The 19,135-nt window shown below is 72.6% G+C and carries 18 protein-coding genes and 1 tRNA gene; 14 read left to right on the forward strand and 5 right to left on the reverse strand.

Going from position 1 to position 19,135, the window contains the following annotated elements:
• The first annotated feature begins 18 nt into the window (after positions 1-18).
• Positions 19-513, forward strand: coding sequence for an FBP domain-containing protein (locus HL652_RS10980; protein ID WP_171705352.1), 495 nt, complete (start codon positions 19-21; stop codon positions 511-513).
• Positions 514-543: 30 nt separating this feature from the next.
• Here HL652_RS10980 and HL652_RS10985 read toward each other — a convergent pair whose 3' ends face one another.
• The 4 genes from HL652_RS10985 to HL652_RS11000 all read right to left on the reverse strand — a co-directional run bounded on the left by HL652_RS10985 (position 544) and on the right by HL652_RS11000 (position 2,661).
• On the reverse strand, positions 544-1,137 hold the full coding sequence (locus tag HL652_RS10985; protein WP_171705353.1) for a DUF998 domain-containing protein: 594 nt from the start codon (positions 1,135-1,137) through the stop codon (positions 544-546).
• 109 nt (positions 1,138-1,246) lie between these two features.
• Complete coding sequence (locus HL652_RS10990) at positions 1,247-1,483, reverse strand: hypothetical protein (protein ID WP_171705354.1); 237 nt, start codon at positions 1,481-1,483, stop codon at positions 1,247-1,249.
• A gap of 133 nt (positions 1,484-1,616) precedes the next feature.
• Positions 1,617-1,689: transfer RNA gene (locus HL652_RS10995), tRNA-Glu, on the reverse strand.
• 54 nt (positions 1,690-1,743) lie between these two features.
• Positions 1,744-2,661 (reverse strand): diacylglycerol/lipid kinase family protein, encoded by a 918-nt coding sequence (locus HL652_RS11000; protein WP_171705355.1) that lies wholly within the window; start codon positions 2,659-2,661, stop codon positions 1,744-1,746.
• Positions 2,662-2,751: 90 nt separating this feature from the next.
• On the opposite strand from HL652_RS11000, the gene HL652_RS11005 reads away from it, so the two are divergent.
• Positions 2,752-3,390 (forward strand): MBL fold metallo-hydrolase, encoded by a 639-nt coding sequence (locus HL652_RS11005; RefSeq protein WP_171705356.1) that lies wholly within the window; start codon positions 2,752-2,754, stop codon positions 3,388-3,390.
• On the opposite strand, the gene HL652_RS11010 is transcribed toward HL652_RS11005, so the two are convergent.
• Complete coding sequence (locus tag HL652_RS11010; RefSeq protein ID WP_171705357.1) at positions 3,391-4,845, reverse strand: phytoene desaturase family protein; 1,455 nt, start codon at positions 4,843-4,845, stop codon at positions 3,391-3,393. It lies immediately after the preceding gene.
• Positions 4,846-4,945: 100 nt separating this feature from the next.
• Here HL652_RS11010 and HL652_RS11015 point away from each other — a divergent pair, with 100 nt between their 5' ends.
• From HL652_RS11015 to HL652_RS11070, 12 genes are all read left to right on the forward strand, one after another.
• Positions 4,946-6,622 carry a class I adenylate-forming enzyme family protein gene (locus tag HL652_RS11015; protein WP_171705358.1) on the forward strand — a complete coding sequence of 559 codons (1,677 nt, stop codon included), beginning with the start codon at positions 4,946-4,948 and terminating at the stop codon, positions 6,620-6,622.
• Positions 6,623-6,711: 89 nt separating this feature from the next.
• The gene (locus HL652_RS11020) at positions 6,712-7,218 is read left to right on the forward strand and encodes a sigma-70 family RNA polymerase sigma factor (protein WP_171705359.1); all 507 of its coding nucleotides are present in this window, start codon (positions 6,712-6,714) and stop codon (positions 7,216-7,218) included.
• Entirely contained in the window at positions 7,215-8,051 is an 837-nt protein-coding gene (locus HL652_RS11025; protein WP_171705360.1) for an anti-sigma factor family protein, read from the forward strand. Before HL652_RS11020 ends, HL652_RS11025 begins: the two co-directional genes overlap by 4 nt.
• A 123-nt stretch (positions 8,052-8,174) precedes the next feature.
• The gene (aroA, locus tag HL652_RS11030) at positions 8,175-9,551 is read left to right on the forward strand and encodes a 3-phosphoshikimate 1-carboxyvinyltransferase (RefSeq protein ID WP_216603879.1); all 1,377 of its coding nucleotides are present in this window, start codon (positions 8,175-8,177) and stop codon (positions 9,549-9,551) included.
• Positions 9,548-11,458: an AMP-binding protein gene (locus tag HL652_RS11035; protein ID WP_216603880.1), complete on the forward strand. Its 1,911-nt coding sequence runs from the start codon at positions 9,548-9,550 to the stop codon at positions 11,456-11,458. Before aroA ends, HL652_RS11035 begins: the two co-directional genes overlap by 4 nt.
• Positions 11,455-12,759 (forward strand): acyl-CoA dehydrogenase family protein, encoded by a 1,305-nt coding sequence (locus tag HL652_RS11040; RefSeq protein WP_171705362.1) that lies wholly within the window; start codon positions 11,455-11,457, stop codon positions 12,757-12,759. Before HL652_RS11035 ends, HL652_RS11040 begins: the two co-directional genes overlap by 4 nt.
• Positions 12,756-13,613: an SDR family oxidoreductase gene (locus HL652_RS11045; RefSeq protein ID WP_171705363.1), complete on the forward strand. Its 858-nt coding sequence runs from the start codon at positions 12,756-12,758 to the stop codon at positions 13,611-13,613. Before HL652_RS11040 ends, HL652_RS11045 begins: the two co-directional genes overlap by 4 nt.
• A gap of 7 nt (positions 13,614-13,620) precedes the next feature.
• The gene (locus HL652_RS11050) at positions 13,621-15,825 is read left to right on the forward strand and encodes an FAD-dependent oxidoreductase (protein WP_253743194.1); all 2,205 of its coding nucleotides are present in this window, start codon (positions 13,621-13,623) and stop codon (positions 15,823-15,825) included.
• Positions 15,826-15,876: 51 nt separating this feature from the next.
• Complete coding sequence (locus HL652_RS11055) at positions 15,877-16,521, forward strand: FMN-dependent NADH-azoreductase (protein ID WP_171705364.1); 645 nt, start codon at positions 15,877-15,879, stop codon at positions 16,519-16,521.
• A gap of 129 nt (positions 16,522-16,650) precedes the next feature.
• On the forward strand, positions 16,651-17,955 hold the full coding sequence (locus HL652_RS11060) for a sensor histidine kinase (RefSeq protein WP_171705365.1): 1,305 nt from the start codon (positions 16,651-16,653) through the stop codon (positions 17,953-17,955).
• Positions 17,952-18,638 (forward strand): response regulator transcription factor, encoded by a 687-nt coding sequence (locus HL652_RS11065; RefSeq protein WP_171705366.1) that lies wholly within the window; start codon positions 17,952-17,954, stop codon positions 18,636-18,638. Before HL652_RS11060 ends, HL652_RS11065 begins: the two co-directional genes overlap by 4 nt.
• A 156-nt stretch (positions 18,639-18,794) precedes the next feature.
• Entirely contained in the window at positions 18,795-19,133 is a 339-nt protein-coding gene (locus HL652_RS11070; protein ID WP_253743195.1) for an SHOCT domain-containing protein, read from the forward strand.
• The last annotated feature ends 2 nt before the right edge of the window (positions 19,134-19,135 follow it).

Consider the following 19,135-nt stretch of genomic DNA (forward strand, 5'->3'; position numbering starts at 1 on the left):
AGGTTTACGCTCGTACCGATGCAGCCACTCACCGAGGCGGAGATCCGCGGGTCGTTCACCAACATCAGCGAGCACGAGCTCGAGCGCATGGTGCTCCCCGGGCTCCACGAGATCGTGTGGGAAGACCGCGAGTTCCTCGGCTGGCGCGACCCGCACGCCATCCACCGCGGCTACATCGTGTTCTGGCGCGACGGCGAACCCGTCGGCATCCTGCTGAAGGCCGCGGGCTCGCGTTCGCGGCCCGGCATCGCGGCGATGTGCACCTTCTGCCGCACTCCCCTGCCGGGCGGCCAGGTGACGCTGTTCAGTGCGCCCCGCGCGGGTCAGGCGGGCTTCGACGGCTCGACGGTCGGCACCTACATCTGCAGCGACCTGGGCTGCTCGAACCTCATCAGGATCGTGCCGCCGAAGTCGGAGCTGCAGCCCGACCCCGACGCCGTCATCGCGCTGCGCGCCCACGGCCTGTCGACCCGGCTGAACTCCTTCACCGAGAACGTGTTGCGCGCGAGCTGAGGCGGGTCGCACGCGCGGCCACCGCCTGTGTCAGCTCGCGAGCGCCGACAGCCCGAGCACCGCGATCCAGACGATGAACGCGAGATAGATGAGCCGCTCGCCGAAGCCGAAACCCCAGGCGAGGCTAGGGCTCCGTCGCGACACGAGCATGAGCACGGTGCCCACCACCCCGACCACTCCGCCGATCGTCGCGACGAGTCCGGCCGTTGCGAACCCCGCGTCGTGCAGCATGCCGGCGGCCACGAACATGGCGGCGATGACGCCGCCGAAGGCCAGCACCGCGAGCAGGTTGTGCACCCGCCCGGTCGTCGTCGTGGCAGCATCCGGAGCGTCCATCGGGAAGAACGGGATGAGGATGCGCGCGGCAGCGAACACCGCGAGCAGCACGACGGTGGGCAGCGAGCCGGGCAGAGCGGCCACGGCCACGAGCGAGCCGATACCGGCGACGCCTGCGCTCAGCGCGGCGCTCGCGTACCCGGCCCGGAACCGGGTGATGCCGTAGCGGCTCACCGGGTCGCGCAGCGGCGAGAGCCCGGTGGGGAGGAGGTGGAGGGCGATCAGGCTGAGGGCCGTCACGGCGATCGCGACCAGCGCGACGAGCCCACCCCACTGCGTCGACGTCATGCCCCGAGCCTAACGAGCGGCTCGACGGCTCCGCGTCAGGCGGTCGGTGGATTGACCGACGCCGCGCGATCGGGCACTCGCGCTCACCACACGAGAGTGTCGGCGGGGATCAGCCGTCGTTCTCGACGATGTCGTCGTCGTCGGTGGGTACCTCGGCGTCGTCGTTCTCGGGCTCGTCGGCGACCGTCGGGTCGACGCCCGAGGGCACCGCGTCGGTGGTGGGGCCATTGCCGACCACGCCCTCGCCGTCGGGGTAGCCGGCGTAGTCGGGGTACTCGATGTCGCTGAGGTCGACGGGCTCGTTGCCGCCCTGCTCGGCGCTGCCCTGGTTGTTGCTGTCGGTCATGGGAGAGTCCTTCCGGTGGGACGGATGCGTACCCTCCCGAGTCTGCCCCGATCGCGTCGGGAGCGCCCCGGAAACAACAGAACCTCCGGAAACGCCAGAACCCCCGGCCGAAACCGGGGGTTCTGTCGTGTTGTGACCCCAGCGGGATTTGAACCCGCGTTACCGCCGTGAGAGGGCGACGTCCTAGGCCGCTAAACGATGGGGCCGTTTTTGCAACTCAACGAGTATGCCACAGGGCCTGGAACGATTCCAAATCGAGCTCAGGCGAGCACGCGCAGCGCGCCCGGCACGAGCTCGACGGTGAGCGGGAGCTCGCCGAACCGCTCACCGTCGGCGTAGCCGACGATGTCGGAGGCAGCGACCGAGACCGTGCGCCCCCGGCGGAACTCCACCACCGGCAGACCCACGTGGGTTCCCGAGAACACCTTCGGGAAGAGTCTGATGAAGCGCAGCCTCGACACCGGTTTCACGATGAACACGTCGAGCAGGCCGTCGTCGAGCCGGGCGTCGGGGGCGATGCGCATGCCGCCGCCGATGGTGGTGTTGTTCGCCACCGACAGCAGGCACGAGTCGACCTCGACGGTCTCGCCGTCGATGACGAGCGTGTAGCGGCGCGACTTCAGGGTGATGAGCTCGGCCACCAGCGCCAGCACGTAGCGCGAGGCGCCCTTCGGGAAGCGCAGCCCGTTGGCGCGCTCGTTCACGCGGGCGTCGAAGCCCGCCGAGAGCACCCCGGCGAACCAGCGCGGCTCGTCGAGCGCCTCGCCCGACACCCGCGCCGCATCGACCGTGCGGGGTCCCGAATCGAGGGCCGCGAGCAGGTGGGTGATCGCGGCGTCGATGTCGCCCGTCGGCACACCCACCGCTCCCGCGAAGTCGTTGCCCGTTCCGGCGGGGATGATGCCGAGCGGCACCGAGGTGCCGGCCACGAGGTTCACGCCGAGGTTGACCATGCCGTCGCCGCCCACGACCACCAAGGCGTCGGCGGGCCGAGCCGTGTCGGAGACCGCCGCGCGCGCGATGCGCACCAGGCCGTCGAAGTCGGGGGCGCTGAGCGGAACCGCGTCGTGACCGCCCGCCCGAAGGGCGGCGACCACCGCAGGCCCGACGTGACGGGTGGCGCCGAAAGACGCGTTCGGGTTGATCGCCACGATGATCCGCTTCGGAGGGGAGCCCATAGCGGTCGATTATCCCGTATCGATCTCGGGCCAGGCGCCGCCGCTGCGCCACGTTGCGCGAGAGTGCGCCGCGGTGTTGAGTCGAACATCATGAGACTCACGAAATTCGAGCACGCAGCCCTCCTTCTCGAGCAGTCGGGCAAGAAGCTCTTCGTCGATCCCGGCTCGTTCACCACCCCGATCACGGATGCTGCGAACACCGTCGCCGTCGTCATCACCCACGAGCACCCCGACCACTGGACCCCCGACCAGCTGCGCCGCATTCTCGAGGCCTCCCCCGACGCCGTGGTGTTCGGGCCTGAGGGCGTGGTGCGGGCCGCCTCCGACTTCGCCGTCACGCGCGTCGACCCGGGCGACTCGGTCGAGGTCGGGCCCTACTCGCTGCGCTTCTTCGGCGGGCGGCACGCCGTCATCCACTCCTCCATCCCGGTCATCGACAACGTGGGGGTGCTGGTGAACGACACGCTGTACTACCCGGGCGACTCCTGGGCGGTGCCCGAGGAGGTCGAGGTCGACACCCTCGCCGTTCCCGCGGGCGCACCGTGGATGAAGATCGCCGAGGCGATGGACTACGTGCTCGAGGTGAAGCCGAAGCGCGCCTTCGGCACCCACGAGATGGTGCTCTCGGTGGCCGGCAAGTCGATGGCGGCCGACCGCCTGGGCTGGGCCGCCGCACAGGGGGGCGGCGAGTTCTTCAACCTGCAGCCGGGCGACTCGCTCGACCTGTAGTCACGGCGAGAGCCGCGGCACCTCGCCCACCCCGAACACGTCGCGCAGAGCCGCCCGCGCCGCCCCGAACCCCGCCATCCCGTGCACGCCGGGGCCGGGGCTCGTGCTCGACGAGCAGAGGTACACCCCGGCGAGCGGCGTGCGCCACGGCGTCGGCGACAGCACCGGCCGTGCCAGCAGCTGCCCGAAGCTGGCCGCGCCCGAGGAGATGTCGCCGCCTAGGTAATTCGCGTCGTACGCCTCGTACCCCGTGGCGGTGATCGCCGCCGACGCCACCACCCGGTCGCGGAAACCCGGCGCGTACTCCTCGATGCGCGCGGTGACGACTTCGGTCATGTCGCGCTGCGACCCCTGCGGCACGTGCGTGTACGCCCACAGCACCTCGTGGCCCGCCGGCGCACGCCCCCGGTCGACCACCCCGGGTTGCGCGACCAGCACGTACGGACGCTCGGGGTGCCGCCCCGCGGCCACCAGCCGTTCGGCCCGGTCGATCTCCACCGCACTGCCCCCGAGGTGCACCGTGCCCGAGCGCCCGACCTCGGGGTTCGCCCACGGCACGGGCCCGTCGAGCACGAAGTCGACCTTCGACGCGGCGTCACCGTAGCGGAACCGTTCGAGCGCCCGACGGTACCGTGCCGGCAGCGTCTCCCCCGCCATACCGAGGAGCGCTCGCGGCGTGACGTCGAGCAGCACCGCCCGCGCTTCGGGCAGCTCCTCCAGCGAACGGATGCGCGCATCCGTCACGACCTCACCCCCGTGCGCCTCGAGGTCGGCCACCAGGGCCCCCACGATCGCCCGCGACCCGCCGATCGGCACCGGCCAGCCGCCGCTGCCGTGCGCCAGCGCGGTGAGCAGCACGCCGGCGCTGCGCCCGCCGAACGAGCTCACCGGCTGGATGGCGTGCGCGCTCGCCCCGGCGAGGAGCGCAGCGGCCCTCTCGGTGCGGAAGCCCGCAGCGAGCGACCGGGTTGAAGCGAGCACGGCGAGCCCGAGCCGCGCCATCGCGACCGGATGCCGAGGCACCGACACGATGGGCGAGAGCGCGCTCTCGACGACGGCGTCGAGGGAGCCGACGAGCGGCGCGAAGAGGCGCCGCCAGGCGGGCCCGTCGACGCCCAGGCCCTCGGCCGTGCGCCCGAGGTCGTGGTGGGCGAGGGCCGCGCGGCCGCCGCTCAGCACGTGGGCGTAGGAGATCTCGGGGATGCCGAGCTCGATGCGCTCCCGCAGCCCGAACGCGGTGAAGAAGGGCGAGGCGAGCGCCATCGGGTGCACGGCCGAGCAGACGTCGTGCAGGTGACCGGGGAGGGTGAGCTCGGCGGTGCGCGCCCCGCCGCCCGGGGTGGCCGCCGCCTCGAACACCCGCACCGACAGCCCGGCGCGCGCCATCGTCACCGCGGCGGCGAGCCCGTTCGGCCCGCTGCCCACCACCGCGACGTCGACCGCATCCGTGCCCATGCCGCAAGACTAGCCAGGCGCGGCGCGCGGTGTTTCGGAATGGCCCTGACGTCGGTGACGGTTGTATATCTGGATGCAGGCTGGACGAGAACGAGGACTGATGAGCATCCCGAACACCGACTACGACACCTCCGCGTTCCGCGAGGTGTTCGAGCAGCACTTCACCTGGGCGTCGGCGGTCGAGCGCAACGTGCACCGGTACGCGAACCGCACGGCGATCACCGACTCCGTCACGGGCGAGTCGTGGAGCTACCGGCAGCTCGGCGAGGTGACCGGGGCGCTCGTCGCCGGTCTCGCCGAGCGCGGCGTCGGGGTGGGCGACGTGGTGGGGTACCAGCTCATCAACCGGCCCGAGTTCGCCTTCCTCTACGTGGCGGCGCAGGGCCTCCGGGCGGTCTCGTCGCCGATGAACTTCAGGCTCGCCCCCGCCGAGACGGCGCACATCCTCGACCAGTCGCGACCGACGATCTTCGTCTACGAGACCGCGCTCGCCGAGCAGGTGCGCACGGCGCTCGAGCTCGCCGGGCACGCGCCCAAGGTGCTCGTGGCGGTCGGCGACCCGGGTGCCGACGGTCTCCTCCCGGGCGCCGTCCCCTTCGCCGAGCTGCTCGTCGAGGGCGCGCCGAGCTTCCGCGCGCCGGAGGGCGCGACGGTGTGGGACGAGACCTCGCGGCTCTACACCTCGGGCACGACCGGCATGCCGAAGGCCGTTCCGCTCACCAGCCTCAACGAGACGCTGAGCGCCCACGACGCCATCATGCACTTCCCGCTCGGCCCCACCGACAAGACCCTGAACATGTCGCCCTGGTTCCACCGCGGCGGCAACTACTGCGCCGGGCCGAACACCGCGTTCTACGTCGGCTCGGAGGTCGTGACCCTCCCCCAGTTCGAGCCGGGTCTCGTGCTCGACCTCATCGAGCGCCACCGTCTCAGCTACGTCATCGGCGCACCGACGAACCTGGAACGGCTCGCGGATGCGCAGGAGGCCTCGCCGCGCGACCTGAGCTCCCTCTCGGGCATCGTGACGATGGGCGCTCCGCTCGACCGCGCCGCCGCCCTGCGCTACCAGAGCACCCTCACCCCGCGCATCGCGAACGGGTACGGCACCACCGAGGCGTTCTGGAACACCTACCTCCGCCCCGAAGACCTGCCCGACGCGGCCGGCGCCGCCGGACGCGCCTGCCTCGACGACGACGTGGCGGTGGTGAAGGTCTACGACGACCGCTTCGCCGCCCCCGACGACCTCGTCGCGAAAGACGGCACCGAGGTCGGCGAGGTCATCATGCGGAGCGTCAAGAGCGGGTACGGCTACGTCGACAACCCCGAGGAGCAGGCGAAGAAGTTCCGTGACGGCTGGATGTACCCCGGCGACCTCGCCACCTGGAACGACGACGAGATCGTCACGATCATCGGGCGCAAGGACGACATGATCATCTCTGGGGGCGAGAACGTGCATCCGGTGCAGGTGGAGGAGGCCCTCGCCGGGCATCCCGACGTGGCCGACAGCATCGTCACCGGGCTCGCCGACCCCGAGTGGGGCGAGGTCGTCGTCGCCTACGTGAAGCCGCGCGAGGGGCGCCTCGGCGACGCCGACGCGGCTGCTGCCGAGCTCGACCGCTACTGCCGTGAGAGCATCACGCTCGCGCGGTTCAAGCGGCCGCGCCGCTACGCCTTCGTCGACGAGCTGCCCTACACGGCGACCGGCAAGAAGCAGCACTTCGTGATGAAGCAGCAGGCGCCGGCGGATGCGGCGGCCGGCCTGTTCCACACCCCCTGAGCTGCGGTGCGCGGCCCCGATGAACGTTCGGGGCGGGCCGTTCGTTGTACCGGGTGAAGCATCCTGCACGACAGCGGAGGGAGGGCGAGGTGTCCGACGACCAGGCGGCGCTGCTGCGCGCCATCCACGACGTGCACGGGCCGGCGCTCCTCCGCTACGCGCTGCGGCTCACCCACGACCCGGAGCTCGCCCAAGACCTCGTGCAGGAGGCGCTGCTGCGCGCCTGGAAGAAACCCTCGGTGCTCGAGCAGGACGACGAGGCGGTGCGCTCCTGGCTCTACACCGTCACCCGCAACCTCGTCATCGACGACCGCAGGAGCGCCCGCCACAACCGCGAGTTCAGCACCGACGAGCTGCCCGAGCGCCCCGTGCACGACGAGACCGACGCGGTGCTCGACCGCTGGCTGCTCTCGGATGCGCTGCTCGCGCTCTCGCCCGAGCACCGCTCGACCATCGTGAACTCGTACTACCTCGGTCACACCGCGGTCGAGATCGCCGCGCAGGAGAACGTGCCCGTCGGCACGGTGCGCTCCCGCGCCCACTACGCCCTGCGCGCCCTGCGGCTGGCGTTGCAGGAGAGAGGGGTGACCAGGTGAACGCCCCCGACCCGTTCCGCGACTGGGACGCCGCCTACGTGCTCGGCATGCTCTCCCCCGACGAGCGCCGCACCTACGAAGACCACCTCACCGAGTGCCCGCCCTGCTCGGCCGCCGTGGCCGAGCTCGCCGGCATGCCCGGCATCCTCTCCCGACTGTCGGCCGACGAGGCCGCGGCGCTGCTCGCCGACGACACGGAGGCGGCGCGCGCGCGGGCCGACGCCGGCCTCGCCCAGAGCGGCGCGTCGCACGACGGACTCGCGGGAGCCGACCACCAGCCGTCGACCGTGCGAGCGCTGGCCCGCTCGGTGGGCCGCAGCCGCAGCCGCGCCCGGCGCCGGGTCGTCGCGCTCGTCGCCGCCACCGGCGTGGTGCTCGCCCTCGCGGGCGTCGGGGGCGGATGGGCCATCGCGAGCCTCGGCCAGGGCGGTTCGCAGCCGCCCGTCGCCGCCACGGCGCCGGCCACCGCACCCGGCAGCTCGGCGGGAACGGATTCCGCGAACGCGCTCCGCGCCATGGCCCAGGTGGAACCCGGCTGGATCGACGCCGAACTGCTCGTCACCGAGAAGGGCTGGGGCACCCGGTTCGACTGGGACTGCAGCTACCAGGAGAAGTGGGTGGAGGCCACCGAGGGCTCGCGCGAGGAGGGTGTGACCTACGACCTGGTGGTCACCGATCGCGGCGGCGCCGAGACGACTGTCGCGAGCTGGACGGCGTACGGCGAGGATGCGGGCAACCTCTCGGCCTCGACGAGCATCCCCACCGCCGACATCCGCTCGGTCGACATCAGGGTGGCGGGCACCGACCGGCCCATCGTGCGCACCGTGCTCTGATCGTCACCCGCGCATCCGTGCCGCCACGTGATGGCAAGATGGTGACGCACACCTTGGCCGAAGCCTGTGGTCTCCCTGAGCGGAGCCCGGGAACCGTATGGGGGGAGAAGAGTGCAGCTGACCGTGAGCGGATCGCAGGGTGCGATCGCGGGGGAACTCACCGTCCCGGTGTCGAAGTACCACCTGCACCGCGCGCTCGTGCTGGCGTCGCTGGCGCCGGGGCGCAGCGTCATCCGCGGCCTCTCCGAGACCCGTCAGGTGGTGTGGACGATCGGGGTGCTCCGTGCGCTCGGCACGCGCATCGAGGTCGTGGGCGACAGCTACGTGGTCGACGGCGGGCCCTACTCCACGCGCGAACCGGTGGTCGACCACGGGTCGAGCTCGGCGGAGGGGCTGCTCAACGTGGGCTCCTCAGGCACCACGCTCTACTTCATGACCGGGCTCGCCTCGCTCGCCGACCGGCCGATCACGCTCACGGGCATGAAGTACTTCAGGCGCCGCCCCATCAAGGCGCTGCTCGACGCGCTCGGCACGCTCGGGGTGCGCTACGAGTCGACCGACGACTGCCCGCCCATCGTGGTGCAGCCGGGCGGCCCCGAGGGCGGGCACGTCGCCATTCCCGGCACGCTCTCGCAGTGGCTCTCGGGGCTGCTGCTGCTCGCCCCGTTCGCGCGCCGCGAGACCACGATCGAGGTGCTGGGCGAGCTCAACGAGCAGCCCTACGTCGACCTGACCGTGCGCATGATGCGCCATTTCGGGCTCGAGGTCGAGGTCTCCGACGACTGGCGGCACTACACGGTGAAGCCCGGCCAGACCGCGCGGCCGGCCGAGTACTCGGTGCCGCCCGACATCGGCTCGGCGGCGTTCGGGCTCGCGGCGACGGCGCTGCACCCCTCCGACGTGCTGTTCCGGGGCCTGCACGCGAGGGCGTCGGGCGAGACCGACCACCCCGAGGCGGAGTTCCTCGACATCGTGCGAGCGATGGGTCTGCCCCTGCTGCGCGACGACGCGACCGGATGCGTGCGGGTGCGGCACGACGGGCTCACGCTCGCGCCGATCGACCTCGACTTCCAGCCCATCCCCGACCTGCTGCCCGTGGTCTCGGCGCTGGCGTGTTTCGCCGACGGCACCTCGCGGTTTCACAACGTCGCCCACGTGCGACTGAAGGAGAGCGACCGGGTGAACGCGATGCTGCAGCTCGTGAAGCTCGGCGGCAAGCTCGACGACCGCGGCTCGGAGCTCGTCGTCACCGGCGTCGACTCGCTCGTCGGTGCGCCGATGTCGTCGTTCAACGACCACCGGGTGCTCATGTCGCTGGCGGTGGCGGCCACCAGGGCCTCGGGGCAGTCGCGCCTCACCTACCCCCGGGCGTACCGCATCTCGTACCCGGCCTTCCTCGACGCGATGACGGCCGTGGGCCTCGACATGAGCGTACCGTCGCGCGGAGCAGCCAGCGACGGCGCTCGGGGTGGGCGGTCGCGTCAGGTGCTGGCGTCGTGACGGGCAGGGGTGACGTGAGCGGCATCGACAGCGTCGGCAGCGTCGACGGTGCCACGGATGCTCGGGCCGATTCACCGGGACTGCCTGCGCTCGTCGACGCGATGGCCGACGACCCGCTCCGCGCGGGTGCCGCTGCGGTCATCGAGGTCGGCGAACGTCCGCTCAGCCTCGACTGGGCGGAGCTGCGGGCGGAGGCCGACCGGGTCTCGGCCGTGCTGCTCGAGCTCGGCGTCGAGCCGGGCGAGTCGGTGGCCTACCAGCTGCCGAACTGGGTGGAGTGCGTCGCGGTAACGCTCGGGGTGCTGCAGATCGGCGCCGTCGTGGCACCCGTGATGCCCGTGTTCGGTGCCCGCGAGGTCGCGATGGTGCTCTCCCGCTCGCGCGCGCGGGTCGTGGTGGTGCCGCGCTCCTTCCGCGGCCGTCACCACGCGGAGGAGTTCGCGGCGGTCGCCCGCGAAGCCGAGGCGCGGGCGCTCCCGCTGTGCGTCGAGCACGTGCTCATCGTGGCCGACCTCGACCCCTCAGCCCGGCCCCGCGCCGGCACCGACGCCGCACCCTCCCGCCGCGGCGCCCGGCCCGCGCCCGCACCCGGCGACGCCGCACCCGCCGCACCCACGCCCGCATCCGCCGACGCCGCGCTCGCGCCCGCGCCCGCCCCATCCACCGACGACGCACCCGCAGCATCCGTCCCCGCCGACGCTGCATCTGCATCTGCATCCGCATCCGACCCCACCCCGTGGCCCCACCGCGACTTCGACGACGCCCTGGCCTCGGCCGCGGTCGACGAGCGCGCCCTGCGCCGACGGCGCCCGGCGGCGGGCGACGTCGCACAGCTGCTGTTCACCTCGGGCACGACGGGCGAGCCGAAGGGCGTGCAGCACACGCACGGCACCCTGGCGCTCGCCACAGCCATGGAGGTGCAGCACCTCGCACTCGCCCCCGACGACCGCGTCTTCATCCCCTCTCCCCTGGCCCACCAGACCGGGTTCCTCTACGGACTCGTGCTCAGCTGGCGCCTCGGCACCACCGCCGTCGTCCAGCCCGAGTGGAACGCCGCCGTCGCCCTCGACCAGGCGTTCGGCGCAGCCCGCGCGTCGTTCGTGCAGGCCGCCACCCCGTTCCTGATGGACCTCGTCGACGCCGTCGAGTCGGGCGCCCCCGCCCCCGCCTCGCTCCGCATCTTCGTCGCCACGGGTGCCGCCGTGCCGCGCGAGCTCGCGGGCCGTGCCACGCGCGTGCTCGACACCGCGGTGTGCGGCGCCTTCGGCACCACGGAGACCTGCCTCGGCACGCTCGCGGCCCCCGACGACCCTCCCGCCTCCGCCTGGGGAAGTGACGGGCGCGCGCTGCCGGGCATCCGCATCCGGATCGTCGACGACGAGGGGGCCGAGCTCGCCGCGGGCCGGGAGGGCCACTACGAGCTGCACAGCCCCACCATGTTCGCGGGCTACCTCGACCGGCCCGACCTCACCGCCGAGGTCTTCACCGCCGATGGCTGGTACCGCACCGGCGACCTCGCCGTGCTCGACGAGCACGGGTACCTCCACATCACCGGCCGGGTGAAGGACGTCGTGAACCGCGGCGGCGAGAAGGTGCCCGTGGTGGAGATCGAGAACCTGCTGTTCGCGCATCCGTCGGTGAAGGACGTCGCGATCGTCGCGATGCCCGACCCCCGGCTAGGCGAGCGGGCCTGCGCCTTCGTCGTGGCCGCCCCCGGGGCGCCGCGGCTCGACTTCTCCGCGATGCAGGGCTACCTCGCCGAGGCCGGAGTGTCGAAGTACTACTGGCCCGAGCGGCTCGAGAGCATCGAGGTGCTGCCGCGCAACCCGGTGGGGAAGATCCAGAAGAATGTGCTGAGGGAGCGTATCGCAGCGCTGCTCGCCGCCGAACAGGAGAAGCGATCGTGACCGACACGCCACTCGACGAGACCGCCTTCGAGGCGCTCAAGGCCGAGCTCGACGCCTGGGTGCGCGGGCCGGGCGAAGCCTGGGCCGAACGCGTCGAGGCCGAGGGCGATGTGCCCCCCGAGCTCCGCGACGAGCTCCGCGAACGCGGCTGGCTGAGCCTCGCCGCTCCGGTCGAGCTCGGGGGTCGGGGCATCCCCTTCTCGCGCTACCTCGAGCTGCTCGAGATCGTGTCGCGTTCGCACGGATCGATCCGGATGCTCGTGCACGTCAACAACGGACTCTGGCGCGCCCTCGAACCCTTCGTCGACGACACCCAGCGCGAACTGCTGCGCCGGTCGGTGTCGGGCGAGACGCTCATCGCCTTCACCCTCACCGAGGCCACCGCGGGCACCGGCAGCGACATCCGCAGCACGGTGCGGCGGGAGGGCGACGACTACGTGCTGAACGGGGAGAAGCACCTCATCACCTTCGGCGTGAGCTGCGACTATTGGCTGCTCTTCGCGCGCCTCGAAGGCACCTCCGCTGCCGACGGGTCGGCCGGCACGGTCGCCCTCCTGGTTCCGAACGCGGGCCTCGAGGGAGTCGAGGTGATCGACGACTCGGACACGATGGGGGTGCGCGGCACCGATCACGCCGTCCTCCGCTTCACCGAGGCCCGAGTGCCCGTGAGCGCGCGGGTCGGGCAGGAGGGCGAGGGTCTCGCCGTCGCGCTCGGCGGCTTCCTGCTGCCGAGCCGGGTCTCGGTGGCGATGAGCGCGGTCGGGCTCGCCGAGCGCGCTCAGGAGCTCGCCGTGGAGTACGCGCTGACCCGGGAGACCTTCGGCAAGAGGCTCGCCGAGCGGCCCGTCATCCAGGCCTACCTCGCCGAGAACTACGCCGACATCGCCGCGGCCCGCGCACTCGTGCTCGAGGCGGCGAGGGCCTACGAGGAGGGCCGGGCCGATGCGGGCGCCCTCTCCAGCGCCTCCAAGATCGTGGCCGTCGACATGCTCGCACGGGTGACCGACAAGGCACTCCAAGTGCACGGCGGCCAGGGCTACTGGCGGCGGAACGCCGTCGAGCGGGTGTACCGGGATGCGCGGGCCCAGCGCTTCGAGGAGGGAACGAACGAGATCCAGAAGACGGTCGTCGCGCGCGAGGTGCTGAAGCGCGCGGTCGCGGGTGCCGCGGTGCCTGCGACGCCCGCCGCAGCCGCAACCGCCGCGCCCGCCGCCGCCGCCGCGCCCGCGACCGCCGCGCCCGCCGCCGCCGCGCATCCCGACGGCGCGAGAGCCGCGCACCCCCGGAAGGACCCCGCATGACCGACTCCCCCACCACCCCGCCTGCCACCTCCCCCGGGTCACCTCGCGTCGTCGTCATCACGGGCGCCTCCCGGGGCATCGGCCGCCTCCTCGCCCGCAAGCTCGGAGCGCAGGGCGCCGCGGTCGTCGTGAACTACAAGGTGAACGCCGAGCTCGCCGAGGAGTCACTCGCCGACGTCGTCGCGGCAGGGGGCAGCGGCTTCACGATCCAGGCCGACGTCGAGCAGCCCGAGGCGATCGACGCCCTGTTCGACCAGGTGCGCGAGCGCTACGGCCGCCTCGACGCGTTCGTGGCGAACGCCGCGGCGAGCGCCTTCAAGCCCGTGGCCCACCTGAAGCCGCACCACCTCGATCGCAGCTACGCCATGAACACCCGCTCCTTCGTGCTGGGCGCCATCCGTGCCGCCGAGCTCATGGATGCCGGCGGCCGCATCCTGGCCATCACCAGCTACGGCTCGCAGCGCGCCTTCGCCACCTATGCCGCCCTGGGCGCCGCCAAGGCGGCGAACGAGTCGTACGTGAAATACATGGCGAACGAGTTCGGCCCGCGCGGCATCACCGTGAACGCCGTGAACGGCGGACTCATCGACACCGACTCGCTCGACTACTTCTACAACCGGGTTCCCGGCATGGCGCCCGTCGAGACGGTGTTCGAGAAGATCCCGCTCGGGCGGCCGGGTACCGCAGACGACATGGCCGACGCCGCCGAGTTCCTGCTCTCGGAGAAGGCCGGCTACATCACCGGCCAGGTGCTCACCGTCGACGGCGGACTCACCGTCGTCGCCCCGCCGTTCTGGGCCGACACCACCGGCGCCCTGCGCGCCGCGGTGCTGGGCGAACCCGGTGACGCCTAGGCCGGCCGTGCTCGAGCGCACCTTCTCCCCGTGGCGACTCGGCGCCCTCGAGCTGCCGCACCGCGTGGTGATGGGCAGCATGCACACCGGGCTCGAGACGCTCGACGACGGGGGTGAGGCACTCGCCGCGTACTACACCGAACGCGTCAGGGGCGGTGCCGCCCTCATCGTGACGGGCGGGCTCGCGGTGAACCTCGAGGGCTGCGGCGCCCGCGACTTCAGCGTGCTGGGCGACCCGGCGAGCGACGCCCGTCTCGCACACGCGGTCGAGGCGGTGCACGCCGCGGGGGGTCGCATCGTCGCGCAGCTCTTCCACGCCGGCCGCTACGCCCTGCTCGACGGGGTGACGGATGCGCGGGGCCGACCCGTGCATCCGGTCGCCCCGTCTCCCCTCGCCTGGCGGAGCGCCGGAGCGGTGGTGCCCGAGGAGCTCGACGAGATCGGCATTCTGCGCACCATCGGCGATTTCGGCTCGGCCGCCGAGCGGGCCGTCGAGCTCGGGCTCGACGGGGTCGAGATCATGGCCTCGGAGGGCTATCTGATCAACCAGTTCTGCTCGCCGGTCACGAACCGGCGCGACGACGACTGGGGCGGAGACGCGGTGCGGCGCCGACGCTTCGCGATCGAGGTGCTGCGCGCGGTGCGGCGCGCGGTGGGCTTCGAGGTGCCGGTCGTGGTGCGCCTGTCGGGTGCCGACCTGGTTCCCGACTCGACGACGCAGGACGAGACGGATGCGCTGGCCCGCGACCTCGTGCGCTCCGGCGCCGACGCCCTCAACGTCGGCATCGGCTGGCACGAGTCGAAGGTGCCCACCGTGCAGGCCGCGGTGCCGCACGGGGTCTGGCTCGGGTACGCGCTGGCGGTGGCGCGGGCGATCTCGCTGCCCGGGGAGCCGGGTGCGCCGACCGCGGTTCCGGTGATCGCGAGCAACAGGCTCACCGATCTGCGCGACGTCGAGGAGGTGCTCGCGAAGGAGGGCGGTGCGATCACGGCGGTGGCGCTGGCGCGCCCGTTCCTCGCCGACCCCGCGATCGTCGCGCGCTCGCGGGCCGGCGGGTTCGCCGAGGTGAACACGTGCATCGGCTGCAACCAGGCCTGTCTCGACCGGTCGTTCCGGATGCAGCCGGTGTCGTGCCTCGTGAACCCGCGGGCGGCGAGGGAGTCGGTCTATCCGCTCACCCTCACGACTCGGCCACGCCACGTCGCCGTGGTGGGGGGTGGGCCCGCGGGGCTCGCAGCCGCCGTGGATCTGGCCGAACGCGGCAACCGGGTGACGGTGTTCGAGGCCGCCGACCGTCTGGGTGGGCAATTCGGGCTGGCGGCGCGCATCCCGACCAAGGAGGACTACGCGCTGACGGTCGAGCACTACGAGCGACGGCTCGCGGAGCTCGGGGTCGAGGTCAGGCTCGGGCACGCCGTGACGGCGGAGGAGCTGGCGGGCAGTGCTGGTGGCTCGGGTGGGGCGGGCGGCCCGGGCGGCTCGGGCCACGGCGGCTGTGCGGGAGCCGGGTTCGATGCCGTGCTCGTGGCGACGGGGGTGCGGCCGCGCGGGCTCGCGGTGCCGGGGGCGGAGTTGCCGCACGTGCTGAGCTACGAGCGCGCGTTGCGGGAGGGTGTGCCGCCGGGGCGCGTCGCCGTGATCGGTGGAGGCGGGATCGGCATCGACGTCGCGAAGTTCCTCGTGCTCTCGCACGACCCGGCCGAGCGGGCCGCGTCGTTCGAGAGGGTGCACGGGCTGCCGGCGCCGTCCACCTCGCTGGAATCGGCCGAGCTGCCGCAGCGTGCCCGGGTGAGAACCGCATCCGTCGTCGTGTCGAGGGGTGCCGACCTCGTCGCCACTCCACGGCCCGGGAATGAGGTGACCGTGCTGCGACGCTCGGGGTCGTTCGGGGCGGGCATGGGCATCACCTCGCGCTGGGTCGCGCTGGGCGAGCTGCGGGAGGCGGGTGTCGGGTTCGTGAGCGGGTTCGAGTACGAGCGCATCACCGCCGACGGCGTGCACCTCGTGCTCGACGACGGCACCCGACGGGTCGTGCCGGCCGACGTGGTGGTGGTGTGTGCGGGTCAGGACTCGCACGATCCGCTGAGTGTGGAGCTCGCCGAGCGCGGTGTCGCGGTCGAGGTGGTGGGCGGAGCACTCGACGCCCGCGGCGTCGACGCCGTCCGTGCCACCCGCCAAGCGCTCGACGCGGCACGCCGGCTCGCGCCCTGAGGCGGCCCGACTGCTCCGCCACGGCGAGACCGGCCCCGGTAACGTGAACCCATGGCACACCTCCTCCACCTCGACTCCTCCGCCGATCCGGAGCGTTCTCGATCACGGTCGATCACGCGCGCCTTCGCCGAGGGCTGGCTCAGCGCGGCGCCGGGCAACACGGTCACCCATCGCGATCTTCACCGCGACCCGCTCCCCCACATCCCCGACGCGGCGCTGCACTGGCCCGCACGTCTCCGCCCACCGGGCTCGGTGCCGCCCGCCGACGCCGAAGCGCTGCAGGAGTCGCTGATCGCCGAACTGATCGCCGCCGACGCCGTCGTCGTCGGAGCCCCGATGTACAACTACTCCCTGCCGTCGTCGCTCAAGGCATGGGTTGACTACATCCACGTGCCGGGCGTCACCGCCCCCTTCGACGTCGACTCGCAGCCGCTGAAGGGCAAGCCCGCCGTGATCGTCACCGCCCGCGGCGCCTCCTACGACGTCGGTTCGCCCACCGAGGGCTGGGACCACACGGTGCCCCCGTTGCAGCTCATCCTCGGCACGTCCCTCGGCATGGAGGTCACCGTCGTCGCCACGAGCCTCACCCTCGCCGACTCCGTCGCCGCGCTCGCGGCCGAGCTCCTGCGCTCAGAGGCCGAGCTCGAGTCCGCCCTCGCGGAGGCCGCGGAGCTGGGGGCGCGTCTGGGCGCCTGAGCGGCAGGCGCGCGGAGCGCCGATGCGGCTCGCGCGTACTCCTCCGGGAGTACGCGCTGCGCGGCGGGTGTTCCGGATGCGCTTCCGGGGGACGACGCCCGCCCGGTGGGCTGAGGTTACGATCGACGCATGCCGCATCCGGACGAGCGTCTTCCGGCCGCCGCCACCGTGTGGCCGCGGTTCCGGCTGGGCGGGCCGCTCACGCTGTGGTTGCCGGTGGTCGTGTCGTTCGTCGTGCAGGTGCCGGCGGCGCTGCTGCGCTGGCACGCGCGGGCGCTGGTGTCGAGCTTCGACGACGATCCGGTGCGCTTCACGGCGCGGCTCGTGCTCGCCCTGATCGGACCGGTGGCGCTGGTGTTCGCCCGGCGGTTCCCGGGGCCGGTGGTGGCGGTGGTGGTGGCCGCAGCATCCGGATACGTGCTCGTGACCTCGGGAGACGCGGCGCCGCCCTACATCGCCCTGGCGTTCGCCGTGATCGGGGCCGTCGTGCGCGGGGCGCGCCTGTGGGCATGGATCTCGCTCGGCGTCGGCTGGGCCGTCACGCTCGCGGCCGGCATCGCGCTGCGGGTGCCCTGGCAGCCGGCGCTCGTGGTGGCGGTGTCGCTGGCGCTGGTGCTGTTCGTGGCGATCGGGGAGAGCATCCGGTCGCGTCGTCGCCGTTGGGACGAAGCGCGGCGGCTCGCCGAGGAGCAGCGCCGCTCGGAGGCGCAGGCCGAGCGGATGCGCATCGCCCGCGAACTCCACGACGTGCTCGCGCATTCGCTCAGCCAGATCAGCGTGCAGGCCGGAGTGGGGCTGCACCTGCTCGAGTCGCGGCCGGAGGAGGCGGCGAAGGCGCTGGCCGACATCAAGGCGACGAGCCGGTCGGCGCTTGAGGAGGTGCGGTCGGTGCTCGGGGTGTTGCGGGACGGCGGCGGGCCGGCAGGTTCCGCTCCTCAGGAAGTGCCGCTCGTGCCCGCACCCGATCTGGGGCGGCTCGACGAGCTGCTCGACTCGGTGCGGTCGCAGGGGCTCGAGGTCGAGGCATCCGTCGATCCTGCGGCGCGGTCGGCCTCCGCCGGGGCGCAGCTCGCGATGTACCGCATCGTGCAGGAGTCGCTGACGAACGTGGTGCGGCACTCGGAGGCTGGTCGGGCCGCGGTGTCGATCGCGGTGACGGATGCGGGGTACCGGGTGTCGGTCGACGATCCGGGGCCCGCGCGGGAGGGGTCGGGGCCTGGGGGGTCGGGGTCTGGGTCTGGGTCTGGCGGGCCCGGGTCTGGGTCTGGCGAAACGGGGTCTGGCGGGGCGGCGTCGGGCGGGGCGGGGCGTGGGGTGCTCGGGATGCGGGAGCGGGCCGAACTGCTCGGCGGCCGCTTGTCGGCGGGGCCGGTCGCGGAGGGTTCGGGGTTCCGTGTCGTCGCGGAGCTGCCCGAGCGGAGGGGCACGTCATGATCAGGATCGCGCTCGCCGACGATCAGCAGCTCATCCGTGCCGGCTTCCGGGCCCTGCTCGACTCGGAGCCCGATTTCACCGTGGTCGGTGAGGCCGGATCGGGAACGCAGGCGGTCGAGCTCGTGCGCGCTCAGCGGCCCGACGTGCTGCTGATGGACATCAGGATGCCCGACGGCGACGGACTCTGGGCGACCGAGCAGATCACCGCCGATCCCGAGCTCGAGGCCACCCGCATCGTGATCGTCACGACCTTCGAGCTCGACGAGTACGTGGGGCGGGCGATCCGGGCGGGGGCGAGCGGGTTCCTCGTGAAGCACACCGAGCCGGTGGAGCTGATCAGGGCGGTGCGGGTGGTCGCCGAGGGCGACGCACTGCTCAGCCCCGGGGTGACGCGAAGGTTGCTCGAGCGGGTCGCTCAGGGCGAGGGGCTGGGCGAGCCGCCCGACGCTGCGCCGCATCCCGCCGCTGCCGACCTCCTCTCCGTTCTCACGGGGCGCGAGCGGGAGGTGCTCGCCCTCGTGGGTCGCGGTCTCACCAACGAGGAGATCGGTGAGGCACTCTTCCTCAGCCCCCTGACGGCCAAGACGCACGTGTCGCGCATCATGACGAAGCTCGGTGCGCGCGATCGGGTGCGGCTCGTCATCGTCGCCTATGACGCGGGGCTGGTGGCGCCCGGCCCGTGAGCGGCGACGCCCGATCCCCCGTCCCGATTGGGTGCATCCCGTGGGCGTACACGGCCCGCTGCAGGTGTCACCCGCCGGCGGATTCGCTGCCGCGGCGTCTGAGCGACTCTGGGTGCAAGCGGTTCCGCCGGAACCCGAAACCGAAAGAAGTCGATCGTGTTGAGCTCTCTCGTCATCGCATCCTCTGCGGCTGTCGCCGCGCATCCTGGACCCTTCGGCCACGCGTGGGGGTGGGGCGGCGGTGGTCCGGGATTCCTGTTCCTGCTCATCCCGCTGTTCTGGATCGCCGTGATCGCCATCCTGTTCGCGACCGTCGGGCGGCGTTGGCGTCGGGCCGCGTGGGCGCAGCGGGTCGGCGCCGACCAGCCGGGTCGGCGTGCCGAGGCCACCCTTGCCGAGCGTTTTGCGCAGGGCGACATCGACGAGGTGGAGTACCGGGCGCGGCTCGAGGTGATCCGCGCGAACAATCCGGTGCCGCAGTACCCCGGGCGGTGAGG

Origin of the sequence: Herbiconiux sp. SALV-R1 (assembly GCF_013113715.1) — a bacterium.
In the GTDB taxonomy this organism is placed as follows: Bacteria; Actinomycetota; Actinomycetes; order Actinomycetales; family Microbacteriaceae; genus Herbiconiux.

What these genes read in the sequence shown, in the direction of transcription:
- HL652_RS10990 (WP_171705354.1), bottom strand. Translation starts at nt 1,483, where the DNA reads ATGACCGACAGCAACAACCAGGGCAGCGCCGAGCAGGGCGGCAACGAG.
- HL652_RS11010 (WP_171705357.1), bottom strand. Translation starts at nt 4,845, where the DNA reads ATGGGCACGGATGCGGTCGACGTCGCGGTGGTGGGCAGCGGGCCGAAC.
- HL652_RS10985 (WP_171705353.1), bottom strand. Translation starts at nt 1,137, where the DNA reads ATGACGTCGACGCAGTGGGGTGGGCTCGTCGCGCTGGTCGCGATCGCC.
- HL652_RS11000 (WP_171705355.1), bottom strand. Translation starts at nt 2,661, where the DNA reads ATGGGCTCCCCTCCGAAGCGGATCATCGTGGCGATCAACCCGAACGCG.
- HL652_RS11065 (WP_171705366.1), top strand. Translation starts at nt 17,952, where the DNA reads ATGATCAGGATCGCGCTCGCCGACGATCAGCAGCTCATCCGTGCCGGC.
- HL652_RS11045 (WP_171705363.1), top strand. Translation starts at nt 12,756, where the DNA reads ATGACCGACTCCCCCACCACCCCGCCTGCCACCTCCCCCGGGTCACCT.
- HL652_RS11015 (WP_171705358.1), top strand. Translation starts at nt 4,946, where the DNA reads ATGAGCATCCCGAACACCGACTACGACACCTCCGCGTTCCGCGAGGTG.
- HL652_RS11060 (WP_171705365.1), top strand. Translation starts at nt 16,651, where the DNA reads ATGCCGCATCCGGACGAGCGTCTTCCGGCCGCCGCCACCGTGTGGCCG.
- HL652_RS11055 (WP_171705364.1), top strand. Translation starts at nt 15,877, where the DNA reads ATGGCACACCTCCTCCACCTCGACTCCTCCGCCGATCCGGAGCGTTCT.
- HL652_RS10980 (WP_171705352.1), top strand. Translation starts at nt 19, where the DNA reads ATGCAGCCACTCACCGAGGCGGAGATCCGCGGGTCGTTCACCAACATC.
- HL652_RS11005 (WP_171705356.1), top strand. Translation starts at nt 2,752, where the DNA reads ATGAGACTCACGAAATTCGAGCACGCAGCCCTCCTTCTCGAGCAGTCG.